The 16,068-nt window shown below is 72.5% G+C and carries 17 protein-coding genes; 15 read left to right on the forward strand and 2 right to left on the reverse strand.

Translation table 11 applies throughout. The annotated features are described in order from the left end of the window. The first annotated feature begins 142 nt into the window (after nucleotides 1–142). On the forward strand, nucleotides 143–1,177 hold the full coding sequence (gene thiL / locus VGN50_RS10575; RefSeq protein WP_327444725.1) for a thiamine-phosphate kinase: 1,035 nt from the start codon (nucleotides 143–145) through the stop codon (nucleotides 1,175–1,177). A gap of 96 nt (nucleotides 1,178–1,273) precedes the next feature. On the opposite strand, the gene rpmB is transcribed toward thiL, so the two are convergent. Further along, nucleotides 1,274–1,468 (reverse strand): 50S ribosomal protein L28, encoded by a 195-nt coding sequence (gene rpmB / locus VGN50_RS10580; protein ID WP_056922510.1) that lies wholly within the window; start codon nucleotides 1,466–1,468, stop codon nucleotides 1,274–1,276. 178 nt (nucleotides 1,469–1,646) lie between these two features. Here rpmB and VGN50_RS10585 point away from each other — a divergent pair, with 178 nt between their 5' ends. The 4 genes from VGN50_RS10585 (at nucleotide 1,647) to rsmD (ending at nucleotide 7,108) form a co-directional block, all read left to right on the forward strand. After that, nucleotides 1,647–3,332, forward strand: coding sequence for a DAK2 domain-containing protein (locus VGN50_RS10585; protein WP_327444727.1), 1,686 nt, complete (start codon nucleotides 1,647–1,649; stop codon nucleotides 3,330–3,332). A gap of 2 nt (nucleotides 3,333–3,334) precedes the next feature. Beyond that, nucleotides 3,335–5,635, forward strand: a complete 2,301-nt coding sequence (locus tag VGN50_RS10590; protein WP_327444728.1) for an ATP-dependent DNA helicase RecG — start codon at nucleotides 3,335–3,337, stop codon at nucleotides 5,633–5,635. A 40-nt stretch (nucleotides 5,636–5,675) separates the two neighbouring features. Next, nucleotides 5,676–6,464: an alpha/beta fold hydrolase gene (locus VGN50_RS10595; protein ID WP_327444729.1), complete on the forward strand. Its 789-nt coding sequence runs from the start codon at nucleotides 5,676–5,678 to the stop codon at nucleotides 6,462–6,464. Nucleotides 6,465–6,532: 68 nt separating this feature from the next. Beyond that, on the forward strand, nucleotides 6,533–7,108 hold the full coding sequence (gene rsmD, locus VGN50_RS10600) for a 16S rRNA (guanine(966)-N(2))-methyltransferase RsmD (protein ID WP_327444730.1): 576 nt from the start codon (nucleotides 6,533–6,535) through the stop codon (nucleotides 7,106–7,108). 95 nt (nucleotides 7,109–7,203) lie between these two features. On the opposite strand, the gene VGN50_RS10605 is transcribed toward rsmD, so the two are convergent. Continuing rightward, entirely contained in the window at nucleotides 7,204–7,500 is a 297-nt protein-coding gene (locus VGN50_RS10605) for a Fe-S cluster assembly protein HesB (RefSeq protein WP_327444731.1), read from the reverse strand. A gap of 209 nt (nucleotides 7,501–7,709) precedes the next feature. Between VGN50_RS10605 and coaD the strand changes: the two genes are divergently transcribed. The 10 genes from coaD to VGN50_RS10655 all read left to right on the forward strand — a co-directional run bounded on the left by coaD (nucleotide 7,710) and on the right by VGN50_RS10655 (nucleotide 16,039). After that, complete coding sequence (coaD, locus tag VGN50_RS10610; RefSeq protein ID WP_327444732.1) at nucleotides 7,710–8,195, forward strand: pantetheine-phosphate adenylyltransferase; 486 nt, start codon at nucleotides 7,710–7,712, stop codon at nucleotides 8,193–8,195. A gap of 132 nt (nucleotides 8,196–8,327) precedes the next feature. Further along, on the forward strand, nucleotides 8,328–8,903 hold the full coding sequence (locus tag VGN50_RS10615; protein WP_327444733.1) for a YceD family protein: 576 nt from the start codon (nucleotides 8,328–8,330) through the stop codon (nucleotides 8,901–8,903). A gap of 1 nt (nucleotide 8,904) precedes the next feature. Further along, nucleotides 8,905–9,099 (forward strand): 50S ribosomal protein L32, encoded by a 195-nt coding sequence (rpmF, locus tag VGN50_RS10620; RefSeq protein WP_327444735.1) that lies wholly within the window; start codon nucleotides 8,905–8,907, stop codon nucleotides 9,097–9,099. Between the two features lie 17 nt (nucleotides 9,100–9,116). After that, a complete protein-coding gene (gene rnc, locus VGN50_RS10625; protein WP_327444736.1) occupies nucleotides 9,117–9,983 on the forward strand; it encodes a ribonuclease III in 867 nt (288 codons plus the stop codon). Between the two features lie 35 nt (nucleotides 9,984–10,018). Continuing rightward, complete coding sequence (mutM, locus tag VGN50_RS10630) at nucleotides 10,019–10,894, forward strand: bifunctional DNA-formamidopyrimidine glycosylase/DNA-(apurinic or apyrimidinic site) lyase (protein WP_327444737.1); 876 nt, start codon at nucleotides 10,019–10,021, stop codon at nucleotides 10,892–10,894. A gap of 45 nt (nucleotides 10,895–10,939) precedes the next feature. Next, entirely contained in the window at nucleotides 10,940–11,236 is a 297-nt protein-coding gene (locus tag VGN50_RS10635; protein WP_327444738.1) for an acylphosphatase, read from the forward strand. 136 nt (nucleotides 11,237–11,372) lie between these two features. Continuing rightward, nucleotides 11,373–11,564: a hypothetical protein gene (locus VGN50_RS10640; RefSeq protein ID WP_327444739.1), complete on the forward strand. Its 192-nt coding sequence runs from the start codon at nucleotides 11,373–11,375 to the stop codon at nucleotides 11,562–11,564. 17 nt (nucleotides 11,565–11,581) lie between these two features. Next, on the forward strand, nucleotides 11,582–11,914 hold the full coding sequence (locus VGN50_RS10645; RefSeq protein WP_327444756.1) for a chorismate mutase: 333 nt from the start codon (nucleotides 11,582–11,584) through the stop codon (nucleotides 11,912–11,914). Nucleotides 11,915–12,089: 175 nt separating this feature from the next. Beyond that, entirely contained in the window at nucleotides 12,090–15,662 is a 3,573-nt protein-coding gene (smc, locus tag VGN50_RS10650; protein WP_327444740.1) for a chromosome segregation protein SMC, read from the forward strand. Between the two features lie 83 nt (nucleotides 15,663–15,745). Continuing rightward, a complete protein-coding gene (locus VGN50_RS10655) occupies nucleotides 15,746–16,039 on the forward strand; it encodes a hypothetical protein (protein ID WP_327444741.1) in 294 nt (97 codons plus the stop codon). The last annotated feature ends 29 nt before the right edge of the window (nucleotides 16,040–16,068 follow it).

Raw genomic sequence — 16,068 nt, forward strand, 5'->3', positions numbered from 1 at the left:
ACGAGACACCTCATTCTGTTCTGGTTGGCCGGGACCCGAGGCCCCGCGAGAACCGCACCGCGATGGGTACCACGGCACAGCCAGACGCTACCGTGCCCGTGTCCCGCCCGTCTCCCCTGGTGGGTCAGAGGAGGTCAAAGTCATGAGCGCAGGCCCGCAGACCCTGGCCGACGTCTCCGAGGGCACCCTGCTGGCGCGGATCTTCCCGTTCTTCCCCGCAGGCCCCGCGGTCGCCGTCGGCCCGGGCGACGATGCCGCCGTCCTGGCGACCGGAGCGGCGACGGTGGCGACGACGGACAGCATGGTCCGGACCCGGGACTGGCTGGACGCGTGGTCCACAGCAGGTGACGTGGCGGCCAAGCTGCTGACCCAGAACCTCGCCGACGTCGCGGCCATGGGCGCCGAGCCGACCGCCGTGCTGGTGTCCCTGATGGCGGACCCGCAGACGCCGGCAGCCTGGGCCGTCGAGTTCGCGCGTGCGCTCGGCGAGCAGGCCACGGCCGCCGGGGTGCTCGTTGCCGGAGGCGACCTGTCCTCGGCGCCGGACGGCGTGCTCATGGTCTCGCTGACGGCGCTGGGCGACCTCGGCGGTCGAGAGCCGGTCCTGCGAAGCGGGGCCAGGGCGGGCGACGCCGTCGCGGTGTGCGGCACGTTGGGCCGCTCGGCCGCAGGGCTGGCCCTTCTGGAGGCCGGCACCGACCCAGCCCTGGCCGACGCCGACCTGGCCGACGCCGACCCGGCCGAACCCGGAGCCGTCGTCGACGGAGCGAGCCGCGCGCGGGATGCCTGTCTGCGCCATCATCTGCGCCCGACCGCCCCGCTGGCCGCAGGACCGCAGGCGGCCAGGGCCGGCGCCTCGGCCATGATCGACCTCTCGGACGGCCTACTCCGAGATGGGTCGCGGATCGCCGCCGCGAGCGGTGTACGCCTGGCTCTGGAGTCGGCGTTGCTGGGGGAGGACCTCGAGCTGCTCGCCCGGGCGGTCGGCGACCTGGCGCTCGAGTGTGTGCTGGCCGGCGGCGAGGAGCACAGCCTGCTGGCGACGTTCCCGGGTGCCGTGCCCGAGGGCTGGAGGCGGATCGGTCACGTCGTTGCCGGCGCCGGCGTCACCCTGGACGGTGAGCCGCAGACGGCGCGCGGGTGGGACCACTTCGGCGGTGCCGGCACGGTGGCGTGAACCCAGCGTGGGGTGAGCGGAACCTGGAGAGCGCGAAGCCGGCCTCCCGTCGGGAGGCCGGCTTCGTCGGTATGCCGGTGGGCGGAGCTCAGCGCCTCAGCGCTTGACCTTGCCGGCCTTGAGGCACGAGGTGCAGACGTTGAGACGCTTCGGGGTCACACCCGCGTCACCGACCAGAGCCTTGACCCGCTGGATGTTGGGGTTCCAGCGACGCTTGGTGCGGCGGTGCGAGTGCGAGATGTTGTGACCGAAGCCCGGTCCCTTGCCGCAGACATCGCAGTTGGCAGCCACGGGTGTTCTCCTGAAATCGACGTTACAAACTTGGGGGTGGACCTGCTCACCTGGCGTCGGGCGCGAGCCAGCGACGGAGAGGTTCACGGGAACCGGTCAAGAGTAGCCGAGGGGAGGGGTAACGGCCAAAATGAGCCGCTTCCGGCCTGCTGACACCGGCGGGCACTAGCCTGCCACCGTGCTCGAAGCTCTGTCTGCCGCCGATGCCCGGCGCTGGGCGGTGCTCACGCGGGCCGCCTTCGCCGCCAGGCGGGCCGAGATCGACGCGCTCAACGTCTACCCCGTCCCCGACGGCGACACCGGCACCAACCTCTACCTCAGTCTCGACGCCGCCCTCGACGCCGTGCGGACCGAGCACGAGAGGGCCGGGGTCCTCGGGGAGGCCACGCTCGCGCAGGAGTGCTCGGCCCTGGCCTCGTCGCTGCTGCTCACCGCGCGGGGCAACTCCGGGGTCATCTTCAGCCAGCTCGTCAGGGGCTTCGCTGAGGCGATCGAGGAGGCCGGTGGGGAGCTGGCGGACGTGCGCACCATCGCCGAGGGCATGGGGCGGGCCAGCCAGCGGGCGTACGACAGCGTGACCCGGCCGGCCGAGGGCACCATCCTCACCGTCGCCAGAGCCGCTGCCGAGGCGGGCGCCGCCGCTGTCGACCGCGGGTTGGTGGCCGTCGTGGAGACCGCCCTCGACGCCGCCGCGGAGGCGCTGCAGGCGACCACCGCCCAGCTGCCGGCGCTCGCGAGGGCCGGCGTCGTCGACGCCGGGGCCGCTGGATACCTGCTGCTTCTGGAGGCCCTGGCGCGCGTGGTGCACCAGGACGAGGCTCCGGTCGGTGAGCGGCTGGAGCCGTTCGCCCACGAGGACTCGATGCGGCGCCGCGCGGAGTGGAGCCAGGTCGGTGGCGTGGTCGAGCCGAGGGGCGCCACCGGTGGCTCGCCTGCGGGCGCGGACCTCGACCCGGCCGGCCCGGCATACGAGGTCATGTACCTCCTGCGCGACAGCGACGAGCAGCGGGCGGCCTCGCTGCGCGACACCCTCGACGGGCTCGGAGACTCGCTCCTGGTCGTCGGTGGGCCCGAGCTGTGGAACGTCCACGTGCACGTCGACGACGTGGGGGCGGCGATCGAGGCGGGTCTGCTCGCCGGACGTCCCTACCGCATCCGGGTCACTCACTTCGCCGACCAGCTCGGGCAGCCCCAGCCGGCCGGAGGAGTGGCCGTGGTCGCCTGCGCGGCGGGTCCCGGGCTGGCCGACGTCTTCCGCCAGGCGGGTGCGGTGGTGGTGCTCAGCGGTCCGGGGCGCCGCGCCTCCGCCGGCCAGCTGCTCGACGCCGCGCGCGCCACCCAGGCCGCCGAGGTGGTGATGCTGCCCAACGACGGCGACACCGTGATGGCCGCAGAGGCGGCCGCTCGCGCAGCCGAGCAGGACGGGCTCACCGTGCACGTGGTCGGCTCCCGCACCGCCGTGCAAGGTCTGGCGGCGGTCGCCGTCTTCGACCCCGCCGCCTCGGGTGCGCGCAACGGCTCGGCCATGAGCGCGGCCGCCGCCGCGACCCGGCACGGCGCCGTCGCAGTCGCCGGTAAGGACGCGCTGACCAGTGCCGGGCCGTGTCACGAGGGTGACGTGCTCGGCGCGGTCGCCGGAGACGTGGTGCTGGTGGGGGACGACCAGTCTGCTGTCGCGACCTCCGTGGTCGAGCGGCTGCTCACCGGCGGCGGCGAGCTCGTCACGGTCGTCGTCGGGGCGGAGGCGGCCGAGGGGCTGGGGGAGGCCATCGCCGACGCCGTCCGCCGGTCCCACCGTGACGTCGACGTCACCGTGATCGAGGGCGGTCAGCCGCACTACCCCGTCCTGGTGGGAGTCGAGTAGGCGTGGCCGACGTCGTCACGCTGTCCACCAAGCTCTCGCGCATCGTCTCGACGGCGGCCCCGAAGCTGGCGAGGCACCGGGGGATCGAGGTCGTGGCCGACCTGCTCGAGTTCTGGCCGCGGCGCTATCTGGAGCACAGTGCCGACCTCGGGACGCTGCACGTCGGCATGTACGTCGTCGCGGTGGCGACGGTGAAGACCGCGACGACGCGGTCCATGAAGAACCGCCGCGGCGAGATGCTCACGGTGACGATCACCGACGGCGCCCACGAGGTGGACCTGGTGTTCTTCAAGTCGTGGGGCCACCGCGACGCCCTGGTGCCCGGCACCACGGCGTTGTTCGCCGGCACGGTGGGCATGTACCGCGGACGCTGGCAGCTGGCGCACCCGGCATACCAGCTCATGCACGGGGGGCTGGGTGAGGCGGCCACGGACCGGGGGCCGATCCCGGTCTATCTCCAGGTCAAGGGCATGCAGAACTGGGCTGTTGCCGAGTGCGTGCGGCTGACCCTCGACCAGCTGGACGACCTGCCCGACCCGGTGCCGAGCGCGCTGCGTGGGCGGCATGGGCTGCCGGGGCGCCTCGAGGCGATGCGGGGCATCCACGTCCCCACCGAGATGGCGCAGGTTCAGCGTGCCCGTTATCGGATGCGCTACGAGGAGGCTCTCGTCCTGCAGACGCTGCTGGCGCAGCGTCGCGCTTGGCTGGCGCGCGAGCACACCGCGGTCGCCCGCACGCCCTCAGCCGGGGGTCTGCTCGACGCCTTCGACGCGCGGCTGCCCTTCGAGCTCACCGCCGGGCAGCGAGACGTCGGCGCCACGCTGGCGCGGGAGATGGCCGGCGATACCCCGATGAACCGCCTCCTGCAGGGTGAGGTCGGATCCGGCAAGACCGTCATCGCGCTGCGCGCCATGCTCGCCGCCGTCGACGCGGGCGGCCAAGCCGCCTTGCTCGCGCCCACGGAAGTCCTTGCGGCACAGCACTTCCGCTCGATCACCGCGATGCTCGGCGAGCTGGCCGAGGGCGGCATGCTCGGCGGCAGCGACATCGGCACGCGGGTCGCCCTCCTGACGGGCAGCCAGTCGGCGGCCACTCGCAAGCGCTCGCTGCTCGAGGTGGCCAGTGGCGACGCCGGCATCGTCATCGGCACGCATGCCCTCATCCAGGAGCACGTCCAGTTCTTCGACCTCGCGCTCGTGGTCGTCGACGAGCAGCACCGGTTCGGGGTGGAGCAGCGAGATGCCCTGCGCGACAAGGCGAGGCAGCCTCCGCACGTCCTCGTGATGACTGCCACCCCGATCCCGCGCACCGTGACGATGACCGTGTTCGGCGACATGGAGACCTCGACACTGACCGAGCTGCCCCGCGGCAGAGCCCCGATCACCACCCACGTCGTGCCCACGGACAACCCCCGTTGGGTCGAGCGCACCTGGCACCGGGTCGCCGAGGAGGTCAGGTCCGGTCGGCAGGCGTATGTCGTGTGCCCACGCATCGGGGACGCCGAGGACGCCCGTGGTGGGGTGTCCGACGAGGAGGTGGCGGACGTGCCGCGCCCGGCGGGAAACGCGGGCGACGACGCCATGGACGAGAGGGTCGACGAGACCCGCGACGAGGATGGTGCCCTCGGTCGGGAGGGGGAGGGGGCGGGCGAGCAGGCCCTGCCGCGCACCTGGGCGAGCGCGCTCGCGGTCGCCGAACAGCTCCGCTCCGACCCCGCCCTGCACGGCATCAGCATCGACGTCCTGCACGGCCGGATGCCTGCCGAGGAGAAGGACGCCGCGATGGCGCGGTTCACCCGAGGCGAGACAGGCGTGCTCGTCTCGACCACGGTCATCGAGGTCGGCGTCGACGTGGCCAACGCCACCGTCATGGTGGTCATGGACGCAGACCGTTTCGGTGTCTCCCAGCTCCACCAGCTGCGCGGTCGTGTGGGCCGGGGCGGGCACCCCGGCCTGTGCCTGCTCATGACGGGTGCCGACGCAGAGGGCGGTGCACGAGAGCGCCTCGACGCCGTCGCGAGCACGACCGACGGGTTCGCCCTGGCCCAGCTCGACCTCGAGCTGCGCGGCACCGGCGACCTGCTCAGCGGCCGCCAGAGCGGTAGCGGCCAGCTCACCAAGAGCATGGGCCGGGGCAGCTTCCGCTTCCTGTCCCTGCTGCGAGACGAGGAGCTCATCCTGCAGGCGCGGGAGGACGCTGCGACCCTGGTGGCCGCCGACCCCGACCTTGAGGCCCACCCCGAGCTCGCCGCGGCCGTCGCCGAGCGCCGCGACGAGCAGGCGGCGTTCCTCGAGCGCGGCTGACGCGTTCACAGCGCGCGGCCTCGGACCGTACGCTCGGCGGGTGATCCTCGCGTATGACGACTCCGGCGCCGGCGACCCGGTCCTGCTCCTGCACGCGGGGGTCGCCGACCGGAGGATGTGGGACCCCCTCGTCCCCATACTGAGCCACACGTTCCGCGTGATCCGCCCAGACCTGCGTGGGTTCGGCGACTCGGCACAACCGGGGGTGGAGTATGCCGACGCCGACGACCTCGACGTTCTCCTGGACTCCCTGGGGGTCGGCAGTGCGTCCGTGGTCGGCTCGTCCTACGGAGGTCGCGTCGCCATGGAGCTCGCGACGGCCCATCCCGGCCGCGTGTCGTCCCTGGTGCTGCTGTGCCCGGCGTTCCGCGGTCTGCAGCCGTCCGAGGAGGACGCGGAGGCGCTGGAGACGTATGCCGCGCAGGAGGGCCGGCTGCTCGGAAGCGGCGACCTCGACGCGGCGGTGGAGCTCACGGTGGCCACGTGGGTGGGCCCGGAGGCCGACCCCGAGGTCCGTGACCTCGTCGCCGCCATGCAGCGGCATGCGTACGACGTCCAGCTCGCCGCCGAGCGTCAGGACCCGCCGCCGTCGGCGCGACGGATCGACGTCGACCCGTCGGCGCTCACGGTCGACACGCTGGTGGTGTCGGGTGGCCAGGACCTGGGCCACTTCCGCGCCATCGCCAGGCACCTGGCCGAGGAGGTCCCGGGCGCCGAGCACGTGGAGCTCGACTGGGCCGGTCACCTGCCCTCGCTGGAGAGGCCGGACGCCGTGCTGGCCCTCCTGCTCGACGTCCTGCGCGACGACCCGGCAGTCCACGCCCCCTGAGACCCGCTCCGTGAGGACGGTGGCCATGGGTGGGGGCCCCGGGTGAGGACCGCTGCTACCTTGCCGCCGTGACGCGGATCATCAGTGGGCGAGCGGGCGGGTTGCGGCTCTCGACACCGCCCGGCTCGGGCACCCGGCCCACCAGCGACCGGGTGCGGGAGGCGTTGTTCTCGCGACTGGAGCACCTCGATGTCCTCCTGGGGGCCCACGTGCTCGACCTGTATGCCGGGTCCGGTGCGCTCGGCCTCGAAGCGGCCAGCCGCGGTGCGCAGTCGGTCCTGCTCGTCGAGGCGGACAAGCGGGCCGCCAGGGTGACCTCCCAGAACGCAGGAGCACTCGGCATACCGGGGGTGTCGGTGCGCCAGGCCACCGTGCAGCGGGTGCTGGCCACGCCGCCGTCCCAGCCATGCACGCTGGTGTTCAGCGACCCGCCGTACGACCTCGACGAGGACGCGCTCGCGGCCGACCTGGGGCTACTGCACGAGCGGGGGTGGCTGCACCCCGACGCCCTCGTCGTGGTGGAGCGGTCGTCCCGCTCGCCGGAGCCGCGCTGGCCGGGGGACTGGGAACGCGAGGACGAGCGACGGTACGGCGAGACCAGGATCTGGTTCGCCGGCCCGCGCACACCCGACGTCGTGGCGTGACCGACGGCCCGGCCACGGGCTCAGACACGCCGCGACCCGACGGCCGAGGGCTGTCGGGTCGCGGGGCAGCACGTGGGCTGCGTCGGTCGTGTCGCTCAGGGAGCGGCAGGTGTCGCCGGCAGGATGCTGAACTGGACCGAACCGGTGTCGTCGACCTCGGCGTCGAGCACCTGGTCGCCCAGCGCCACGGCGGCGGTCTCGTCGAGGAAGACCTTGGCGCCGTTCTTCTCGACCACCTCGTCGCCTGGCTCGGCCTGCTCGGCGGTGGTGACGGTCAGGGCGGACTCCTGGCCGGACTCCTGGCTGAACCGCAGCCCAGCGTCCTCGGTCGGCAGGTTCTGGTCGACGAGGGTCTTGACGATCGTGCTGGCGTTCTCGGTGAGGGTGAGCATGGCTCTCCTTCCGATGGAGTGCAGGACCTCTCCACCGTGGCCTAGTGCGGCTCAGGGGACAAACGCACCGTCCGATGGGTGGGACGGCTCCGCCTCGAGCTGGGCCGCGTGGCTGGCCGTGGGCAACCTGACGCCCGCCGAGGACGAGGAGAAGTAGCGCGCTGTCGCGCCTGGGCGGCCGTGGACACGCACGCTGCTAGGTTGCCGCTGTGACCAGACGGTGCGTATGTCCCGGCTCCTATGACCCCGTCACGCTCGGCCACGCTGATGTCATCCGGCGCGCTGCCGCACTCTACGACGAGGTCGTCGTCGCCGTCCTGCACAACCCGGCCAAGCACGGCACGTTCACCCCGGACGAGCGGCGCGACCTGATCCTCGACACCTGCGGCGACCTCGCGAACGTGCGCGTGGAGCTGTTCGCGAACCGGCTCCTCGTGGACGTATGCCGCGACGTCGGGGCGTCGGCGATCGTCAAGGGCCTGCGCGGCGGGACGGACTTCGCCTACGAGCTGCCCATGGCCCTGATGAACCGTCACCTCACCGGCGTGGAGACGGTCTTCCTGCCCGGCGACCCGCGGTTCGAACACATCTCGAGCTCGCTGGTCAAGGAGGTTGCCCGCTACGGCGGGGACGTCTCCGGACTGGTCAGCGACCGCGTCCGAGATGCGCTGGCCGGGGCCTGGTCCGACCGGTGACGGGGTGCGGCATGGGCTGCATTTGGGAGTGAGGGCGGCGCTCGGGTAGCCTCGTGCGTCGGTCTACTCCCCGTCGTGCCCGTCGGGCTCGTCGGGGTGCCCAGGCCGACCCACTCGACGTCTGCTGGAGCCATGAACCATCTCGACCCCCGATCGCCCTTGGTGTTCGACACCAAGAGCCTCGGTCGGCGACCCGGTTCGATGGAGCGGTTGCAGCGGACCGTCGAGGCGCCGGCCGACTTCGGCACGGACGTCATCGGGGTGCCGCAGGGCGCACCGATCGAGCTGGACCTGCGGCTCGAGTCCGTCGTCGAGGGAGTGCTGGTCACCGGCTCGGCCCGTGCCACGGCAACCGGCGCCTGCGTGCGGTGCCTGGAGCCCGTCGACCTCGAGGTCGACGGGGTGTTCCAGGAGCTGTTCGCCTACGCCGATCGTGCGGCGCACCACCGCGAGGTGGGCGCCGACGACGCAGAGACGGAGGAGGAGCACACCCTCGAGGGCGACCTGTTCGACCTCGAACCCGTGCTCCGGGACGCAGTGGTGCCATCGCTGCCGTTCCAGCCGGTCTGCCAGGACGACTGTCCAGGGCTGTGCTCCGAGTGTGGAGCACGCCTGGCCGACGACCCTGAGCACCACCACGAAGTGATCGACCCCAGGTGGGCCGCGCTCCAGGCGCTGACCACTGACACCGAAGAGAAGAGGAACTGACGTGGCTGTCCCGAAGCGGAAGACGTCGCGCTCCAACACCCGTTCGCGTCGTGCGAACTGGAAGACGACGGCGACCACGCTCACCACGTGCCCCCAGTGCAAGGCGCCGACCCAGCCCCACATGGCGTGCCCGTCCTGCGGCACCTACAAGGGCCGTCACTACACGCCGGCCGAGCGCACCGAGCACCAGGGCTGACGCGCCCTGTCCCGCGCGTGAGCTCCCCTGAGTCCGCGGGCTCGTCCCAGGACGATGCGGCCCAGCGGCCCGTCGACGGGTTCGCCGAGCACCTCGCCGAGGTGTCCGGCGCGCCGGTCGACGAGCCGCTGCTTCTGCGTGCCCTGACGCACCGCTCGTACGCGTACGAGAACGGCGGCCTGCCCAACAACGAGCGCCTGGAGTTCCTCGGCGACTCGGTCCTCGGGCTCGTGGTCACCGACACCCTGTATGCCGCGCATCCGGACCTGCCCGAGGGGCAGCTCGCGAAGCTGCGCGCCGCCGTCGTCAACATGCGTGCTCTCGCCGAGGTCGCGCGCACCCTCGGTCTGGGCGAGCACCTGCTCCTGGGCCGCGGCGAGGAGAGCACCGGCGGGCGAGACAAGGCCTCGATCCTCGCCGACACGATGGAGGCGGTGATCGGGACGGTCTACCTCTCCTCGGGGATGCCTGCCGCTGCCGCCCTGGTGCATCACCTGCTCGACCCGCTAATGGCCCAGTCGGCCACCATGGGTGCTGGGCTGGACTGGAAGACGAGCCTGCAGGAGCTGGCCGCAGCGTCGAGCGCCGGTGTGCCCGAGTACCGCGTGGACGAGGAGGGCCCCGACCACCAGAAGACCTTCCACGCCCAGGCCGTGGTGGGCGAGCAGGTGTTGGGTGCCGGGTCGGGTCGCTCCAAGAAGGAAGCCGAGCAGCGGGCGGCCGAGGTCGCCTGGAGGGCTCTGACGGCCGCCGCCGCCGCGGCCGACGGAGATGGTCTCGTGGCCCACTCGCAGACCCACGCTGACGGTCGTCCCGCGGCAGGCCTCGCCGTCGTCGAGGACGAGGACGAGGCCGCCGACCTGCCTGCCGGCTCGCCGTCGTAGGCGAGCGCGCGGCATACCGATGACGGAGCCGACCCTTGCCTGAGCTGCCCGAGGTCGAGGTCGTCCGGCGCGGCCTGGCCGGCCATGTGGTCGGACGCATCATCGAGTCCGCGGAGCTGCGCGGGGCCAGGGTGGCCCGCCGGCACCTGCCCGGACCGGCCGACCTCGCCGCCCGGATCGCGGGCACCCACGTGGAGTCCGCCCGCCGCCGCGGCAAGTACCTCTGGCTGGTGCTCGCCTCGCCGGACGGCGAGCGTCAGGCGCTGCTCGCGCACCTCGGGATGAGCGGTCAGCTGCTCGTCGAGGAGCCTGGCGCCCCGGACGAGAAGCATCTGCATGCGCGGTTCCTCTTCGCGGACGGCGGCACCGAGCTGCGCTTCGTCGACCAGCGCACGTTCGGCGGCCTGGCGCTCTCCGAGCTGACCGACGAGCTGGTGCCCGACGCGATCGCGCACATCGCCGCCGACCCGTTGGAGCCGGCCTTCGACCAGGCACTCGTCGTGCGCCGGATGAAGGCGCGTGACTCTGCGGTCAAACGTGCGCTGCTTGACCAGACGCTCGTCTCCGGGGTCGGCAACATCTACGCCGACGAAGCGCTGTGGCGGGCGCAGATCCACGGCGAGCGCCTCTGCTCGGCTCTGACCAGACCGGCCCTGTCGCGCCTGCTCGACCACGCCCGCGACGTCATGCTCGAGGCGCTCGGCCAGGGCGGCACGAGCTTCGACGCGCTCTACGTCAACGTCAACGGCGCCTCGGGGTACTTCGACCGGTCCCTGCACGCCTACGGCCAGGAGGGCCGGCCCTGCGCTCGGTGCGGGACACTGATCCGGCGCGAGGCCTTCATGAACCGCTCGTCCTACAGCTGCCCCCGGTGCCAGCCGCGACCTCGCGCCCGCGGCGCGGGGAACTGACAGCGCCAGTCCTCGCGCTGTACAACTGGAGAAGAGGTGAGGCTGATGGACGAGAACGGTTCCGCGCGGGCGGTCATCTGGGTGCACGGTCGCGTGCAGGGCGTGGGATTTCGCTGGTGGACCCGGGCCCGAGCGCTCGAGCTGGGCCTCGTCGGTCATGCCCGCAACGCGGGTGACGGCCGTGTCGAGGTCGTCGCTCAGGGAGAGGCCGGCAAGATCCGCCAGCTCATGGAGCTGCTCGAGGAGAAGCCCTCGCGACACCTGCGCCCCGGCCAGGTGGAGACCTGTGCCACGACGTGGGGCCCACCACGAGAGGATCTGAGGGGCTTCATCGAGAAGTAGCCACCTCACCCATGGCCGCGACCGTCGGCCACGACCTCTGCCATTGACCCGTGTACGTCATGGCTGTCACCCTGAGAGAGGCCCGCTCTGGGCCACGCGTGGCGCGCACCTCCTCGCCGGCGGAAAGGGAGTCGACATGGCCAAGGCCCTCGTGGGCTATCGCCCCGTGAACGACCCGCGACTGATGCTCGAGACACTCGAGCTGCGCCGGCGGGTGGCCGACCTCGAACACCTGGTCGAGCGTCTGCAACGTGACAACGACCAGCTTCGCGAAGACCTGAGACAGCCCGACGTCGTCGGCGCGGGGATGCCTACGATTGCCGGGTGACCCCGCCCGAGACCCCGCTGGAGAGCTCGCCGGAGACTCCGTCCGAGACGCCCCGTCAGACACCCACCCAGGCACCGCCTGAGCTGCTGCGCCTGCGCGCCAGCATCGACAACATCGACGCGGCCCTGATCCACCTGCTCGCCGAGCGGTTCACGTGCACCCAGCGGGTGGGCGAGCTCAAGGCCCGCGAGGGTCTGCCGCCGGCGGACCCCGCGCGCGAGGAGGTCCAGGTGGCCCGCCTGCGCGCGTTGGCGCGTGAGTCGGGGCTGGACCCGACATTCGCCGAGAAGTTCCTCAACTTCGTCATCGCCGAGGTCATCCACCACCACGAGGCCATCGCCCAACGCTGACCGCCGCCGCCGGTCCCCCGCGCGGCCCAGCTCCGCGGCATACCTCTGCTGTCACACCGGCCACACCCGTTCCCTGCCGCGGCGTGGCGGCCGCGAGCGCCACGACCGGCCGCCACCCCGCCGGTACAGTGAGCCGCGATCCACGCCACCCGCATCCGAGGAGCCGAGACCGCTCGTGTACGTCAAGAGCCTCACCCTGAAGGGCTTCAAGTCCTTCGCCTCGGCGACCACGATGCGGCTCGAGCCGGGCGTGACCTGCATCGTCGGGCCCAACGGCTCCGGCAAGTCCAACGTCGTCGACGCGCTGGCCTGGGTGATGGGCGAGCAGGGTGCCAAGTCGCTGCGCGGCGGCAAGATGGAGGACGTCATCTTCGCCGGCACCGCGGGCCGCGCACCGCTGGGCCGCGCCGAGGTGTCACTGACCATCGACAACTCCGACGGCGCGCTGCCGATCGACTACACCGAGGTGACGATCGCGCGGACCATGTTCCGCAACGGCGGCTCCGAGTACGCCATCAACGGCACCGCCTGCCGGCTGCTCGACGTCCAGGAGCTGCTGTCCGACTCCGGCATCGGCCGCGAGATGCACGTCATCGTGGGCCAGGGCCAGCTCGACACCGTACTGCGGGCCACGCCCGAGGAGCGCCGTGGCTTCATCGAGGAGGCTGCCGGGGTCCTCAAGCACCGCAAGCGTAAGGAACGGGCGCTGCGCAAGCTGGAGACGATGGAGGCCAACCTCCTGCGGGTCAACGACCTCACGGGTGAGATCCGCCGCCAGCTCGGTCCGCTGGGGCGTCAGGCCGAGGCGGCTCGCAAGGCGGCGGTGATCCAGGCCGACGCCCGGGACGCCCGGCTCAGGCTGCTTGCCGACGACCTCGTGCAGCTCACGTCGACGCTGGAGCAGGAGGTCGCCGACGAGACGGCCCTGGTGGCCAAGCGCACGGAGGTCGAAGAGAGCCTTGCCGCGGTGCGCAGCCGGCTCGCCGCGCTCGAGCAGCGGGCCGAGGATGCCGCCCCCGAGCTCGCCCGGGCGCAGGACCGTTGGTTCCGGGCTCAGCAGCTGCGCGACAAGCTCACCTCCACCGAGTCGCTCGCCGCCGAGCGCGTGCGCCTCCTGACCCAGGACACGGCCGACGAGCAGACCACAGGGCGTGACCCCGAGGAGCTGCGCGCCCAGGCCGCGGAAGCGCGCGCCCAGGAGGAGGCGCTGCTCGCCGAGGTGCGCGAGGCCAAAGCCGCTCTCGAGGCGGCGGTCGCGGCCCGCGAGGCAACGGAGCAGGCGTATGCCGCCGAGCAGCAGCGTCTGCAGCGTCTGGTCCGGGCTGCGGCCGACCGTCGCGAGGGGCTCGCCAAGCTGGCCGGTCAGGTCGGCGCCCGCAGGAGCCGCATCGAGGCGGGCGAGGCCGAGATCGGTCGGCTGCGCGGGATCGCGGCCCAGTCGCAGGAACGTGCGGCCGCCGCCGAACGGGAGTTCACCGGTCTCGAGGCCTCGGTCGCCGTGGACGAGGAGGGCGAGGAGGATCTGGACTCCGCCTACGAGCGGGCCGCTGCGGTCCTCGAACGGCTCGAGGCCGAGGTCGAGCGCCTCCGCGAGGACGAGCGTGCCGCCGAGCGCGACCGCACCACCGCCGGCGCCCGGCTCGAGGCCCTGGAGCTGAGCCTGTCCCGCAAGGATGGCGCGGCCACGCTGCTGGCGGCGGCCGAGTCGCGGCACGGGATCGTCGGGTCCGTCGCGGCCCTGCTGCAGGTGCAGGGCGGTCACGAGGCGGCCGTCGCCGCCGCGCTGGGGTGGGCCGGGGACGCCCTCGTGGTCGAGTCGGTGGGACACGCGGCCGAGGCACTGACCACGCTGCGCGAGCAGGACGCCGGACGGGCAGCGTTCCTCGTCGGCCAGAGCGCGGTCTCGAGCGACCCGTCGACCTGGCCGGCGCTCGATGGCGCGGCCGTGTGGGCCCGGGACGTCGTGCAGGCCCCGGCCTCCGTGCGACCTGCGGTCGAGCAGCTCCTCGACCGGGTCGCGCTCGTCGCCGACGCCACCACCGCGGCTGACCTGGTCTCCCAGGGTCACGGTGTCACTGCGGTGACCAGCGAGGGCGACGTCTTCGCACCGGGCTTCGTGCGCGGCGGCAGCAGCCACGCTCCCAGCCTGATCGAGATCCAGTCGGCGGTCGACGAGACCCGCGAGCGCGTCGCCGAGGCCACTCGCCGTGGTGAGCAGGCCCGCTTCGCGCTGAGTGCGGCACTGGAGCGGCACACCGTCGCGACCGACGAGGTCGAGGCGGCCCTGGAGGCGCTGCACGAGTCCGACGCCAGGATGGCGGCGGTCGCAGAGCGGCTCGGCCAGCTCGGAGCCACGGCCCGCTCCGCGAAGGCCGAGGTGGAGCGCACCCACAAGGCGATCGCCGACGCCGAGGCGGCTCTCGAGTCCGACCGAGCTGAGCTGGCCTCGCTCACCGAGCGTCTCGACGAGGCCAGCAGCGAGCCCTCCGAGGCCGAGGAGCCCAGCACCGAGGAGCGCGACCGGCTCGAGCAGGACGCTCGTCGCGCTCGCGCTGCCGAGACCGAGCTGCGCCTCACCCTGCGGACCAAGGAGGAGCGCGCTCGCGCCCTCAAGGGACGGGCCGACTCCCTCGATGGGGCCGCGCGCAACGAGCTTGCGGCTCGACAGCGGCTGGCCGCCCGCCAGCAGCGCCGCCAGCGCGAGGCCGAGGTGGCCGAGGCGGTTCGGCGCGGCGCGGCATACGCCGTGAGCCTGGTGAGCGGCACCCTCGAGATCGCGGCCGACCAGCGGACCAGCGCCGAGCGCGAGCGCGCCGAGCGCGACCAGGCACTCACCCAGGTGCGTCGCGAGTCAGCGGTGCTCCAGGACGAGCTACGTGAGCTCACCGACACCGTCCACCGCGACGAGGTCGCCCGCACCCAGCAGCGCCTGCGCATCGAGGCCATGCAGGCCAAGGCGGTCGACGAGCTCGGCATCGCGCCCGAGGTGCTCATGGAGGACTTCGGGCCGCATCAGCTCGTGCCGTTCGTGGCGGGTCCCGACGACGACCCCGAGACGATCCCCGACCCGGCCCCCTATGTCCGCGACGTGCAGGAGAAGCGGCTGCGCAAGGCCGAGCGCGCGCTGAGCGCCCTGGGCCGGGTCAACCCGCTGGCCCTCGAGGAGTTCGCGGCTCTCGAGGAGCGCCACAAGTTCCTCACCGAGCAGCTGGAGGACCTCAAGAAGTCCAAGCGCGACCTGCTCGACATCGTCCGCGAGGTCGACGAGCGGGTCGAGCGCGTCTTCACAGAGGCGTTCCATGACACCGCCGCGCAGTTCGAGGGCGTCTTCAGCAGGCTGTTCCCCGGCGGCGAGGGCCGCCTGACCCTCACCGACCCCGACAACATGCTCACCACAGGCATCGAGGTCGAGGCCCGGCCGCCGGGCAAGAAGATCAAGAGGCTCTCGCTGCTGTCCGGCGGCGAGCGGTCGCTGGTCGCGGTCGCTCTGCTGGTGTCGATCTTCAAGGCGCGACCGAGCCCGTTCTACATCATGGACGAGGTCGAGGCAGCGCTCGACGATGCCAACCTCGGGCGGCTCATCACGCTGTTCGAGGAGCTGCGCGACTCCAGCCAGCTCATTGTCATCACCCACCAGAAGCGCACCATGGAGGTCGCCGACGCGCTCTACGGCGTCTCCATGCGCGGGGACGGCGTGACGACGGTGGTCTCCCAGCGCATCCGCGACGTCGCGGCGCAGAGCGCCTGACCTCTCGCCTGAGGTCGCGGCTGCCGTCGCACGCGCGGCGGGTCGATTTGAGCATTGACCGCGCGGCAGGGCACCCTAGACCCATGGTCGTGCTCATTGTCGGGATGCTGATCTGTGTCGGACTGGCGGTCGCCGTCGTCGGGCTCGTCGCCGTCCCGGCCCGCCGCGAGGGTCGTGAGCTGCTCACGCCCCAGGGCGAGGAGCTCGTGGCCACGGTCAAGGAGCGCACCGAGTCGACACTCGACCGCACCGGCGAGGCGCTGACCTCGGCCAAGGACAAGGTCGCCGACACGATCGCCGAGGCGCGGACCAGCTCCGTGAGCGAAGCGGACGGCGTGAGCGAAGCGGACGACGTGCCCCACGACCGGGCCAGCTGACCCGCAAGCTCCCGCACCACCCAAACCGC

The organism is Pedococcus sp., from assembly GCF_036000045.1.
GTDB lineage: Bacteria > Actinomycetota > Actinomycetes > Actinomycetales > Dermatophilaceae > Pedococcus.

What these genes read in the sequence shown, in the direction of transcription:
- thiL (WP_327444725.1), top strand. Translation starts at nt 143, where the DNA reads ATGAGCGCAGGCCCGCAGACCCTGGCCGACGTCTCCGAGGGCACCCTG.
- VGN50_RS10605 (WP_327444731.1), bottom strand. Translation starts at nt 7,500, where the DNA reads ATGCTCACCCTCACCGAGAACGCCAGCACGATCGTCAAGACCCTCGTC.
- VGN50_RS10615 (WP_327444733.1), top strand. Translation starts at nt 8,328, where the DNA reads ATGAACCATCTCGACCCCCGATCGCCCTTGGTGTTCGACACCAAGAGC.
- VGN50_RS10635 (WP_327444738.1), top strand. Translation starts at nt 10,940, where the DNA reads ATGGACGAGAACGGTTCCGCGCGGGCGGTCATCTGGGTGCACGGTCGC.
- VGN50_RS10640 (WP_327444739.1), top strand. Translation starts at nt 11,373, where the DNA reads ATGGCCAAGGCCCTCGTGGGCTATCGCCCCGTGAACGACCCGCGACTG.
- VGN50_RS10655 (WP_327444741.1), top strand. Translation starts at nt 15,746, where the DNA reads ATGGTCGTGCTCATTGTCGGGATGCTGATCTGTGTCGGACTGGCGGTC.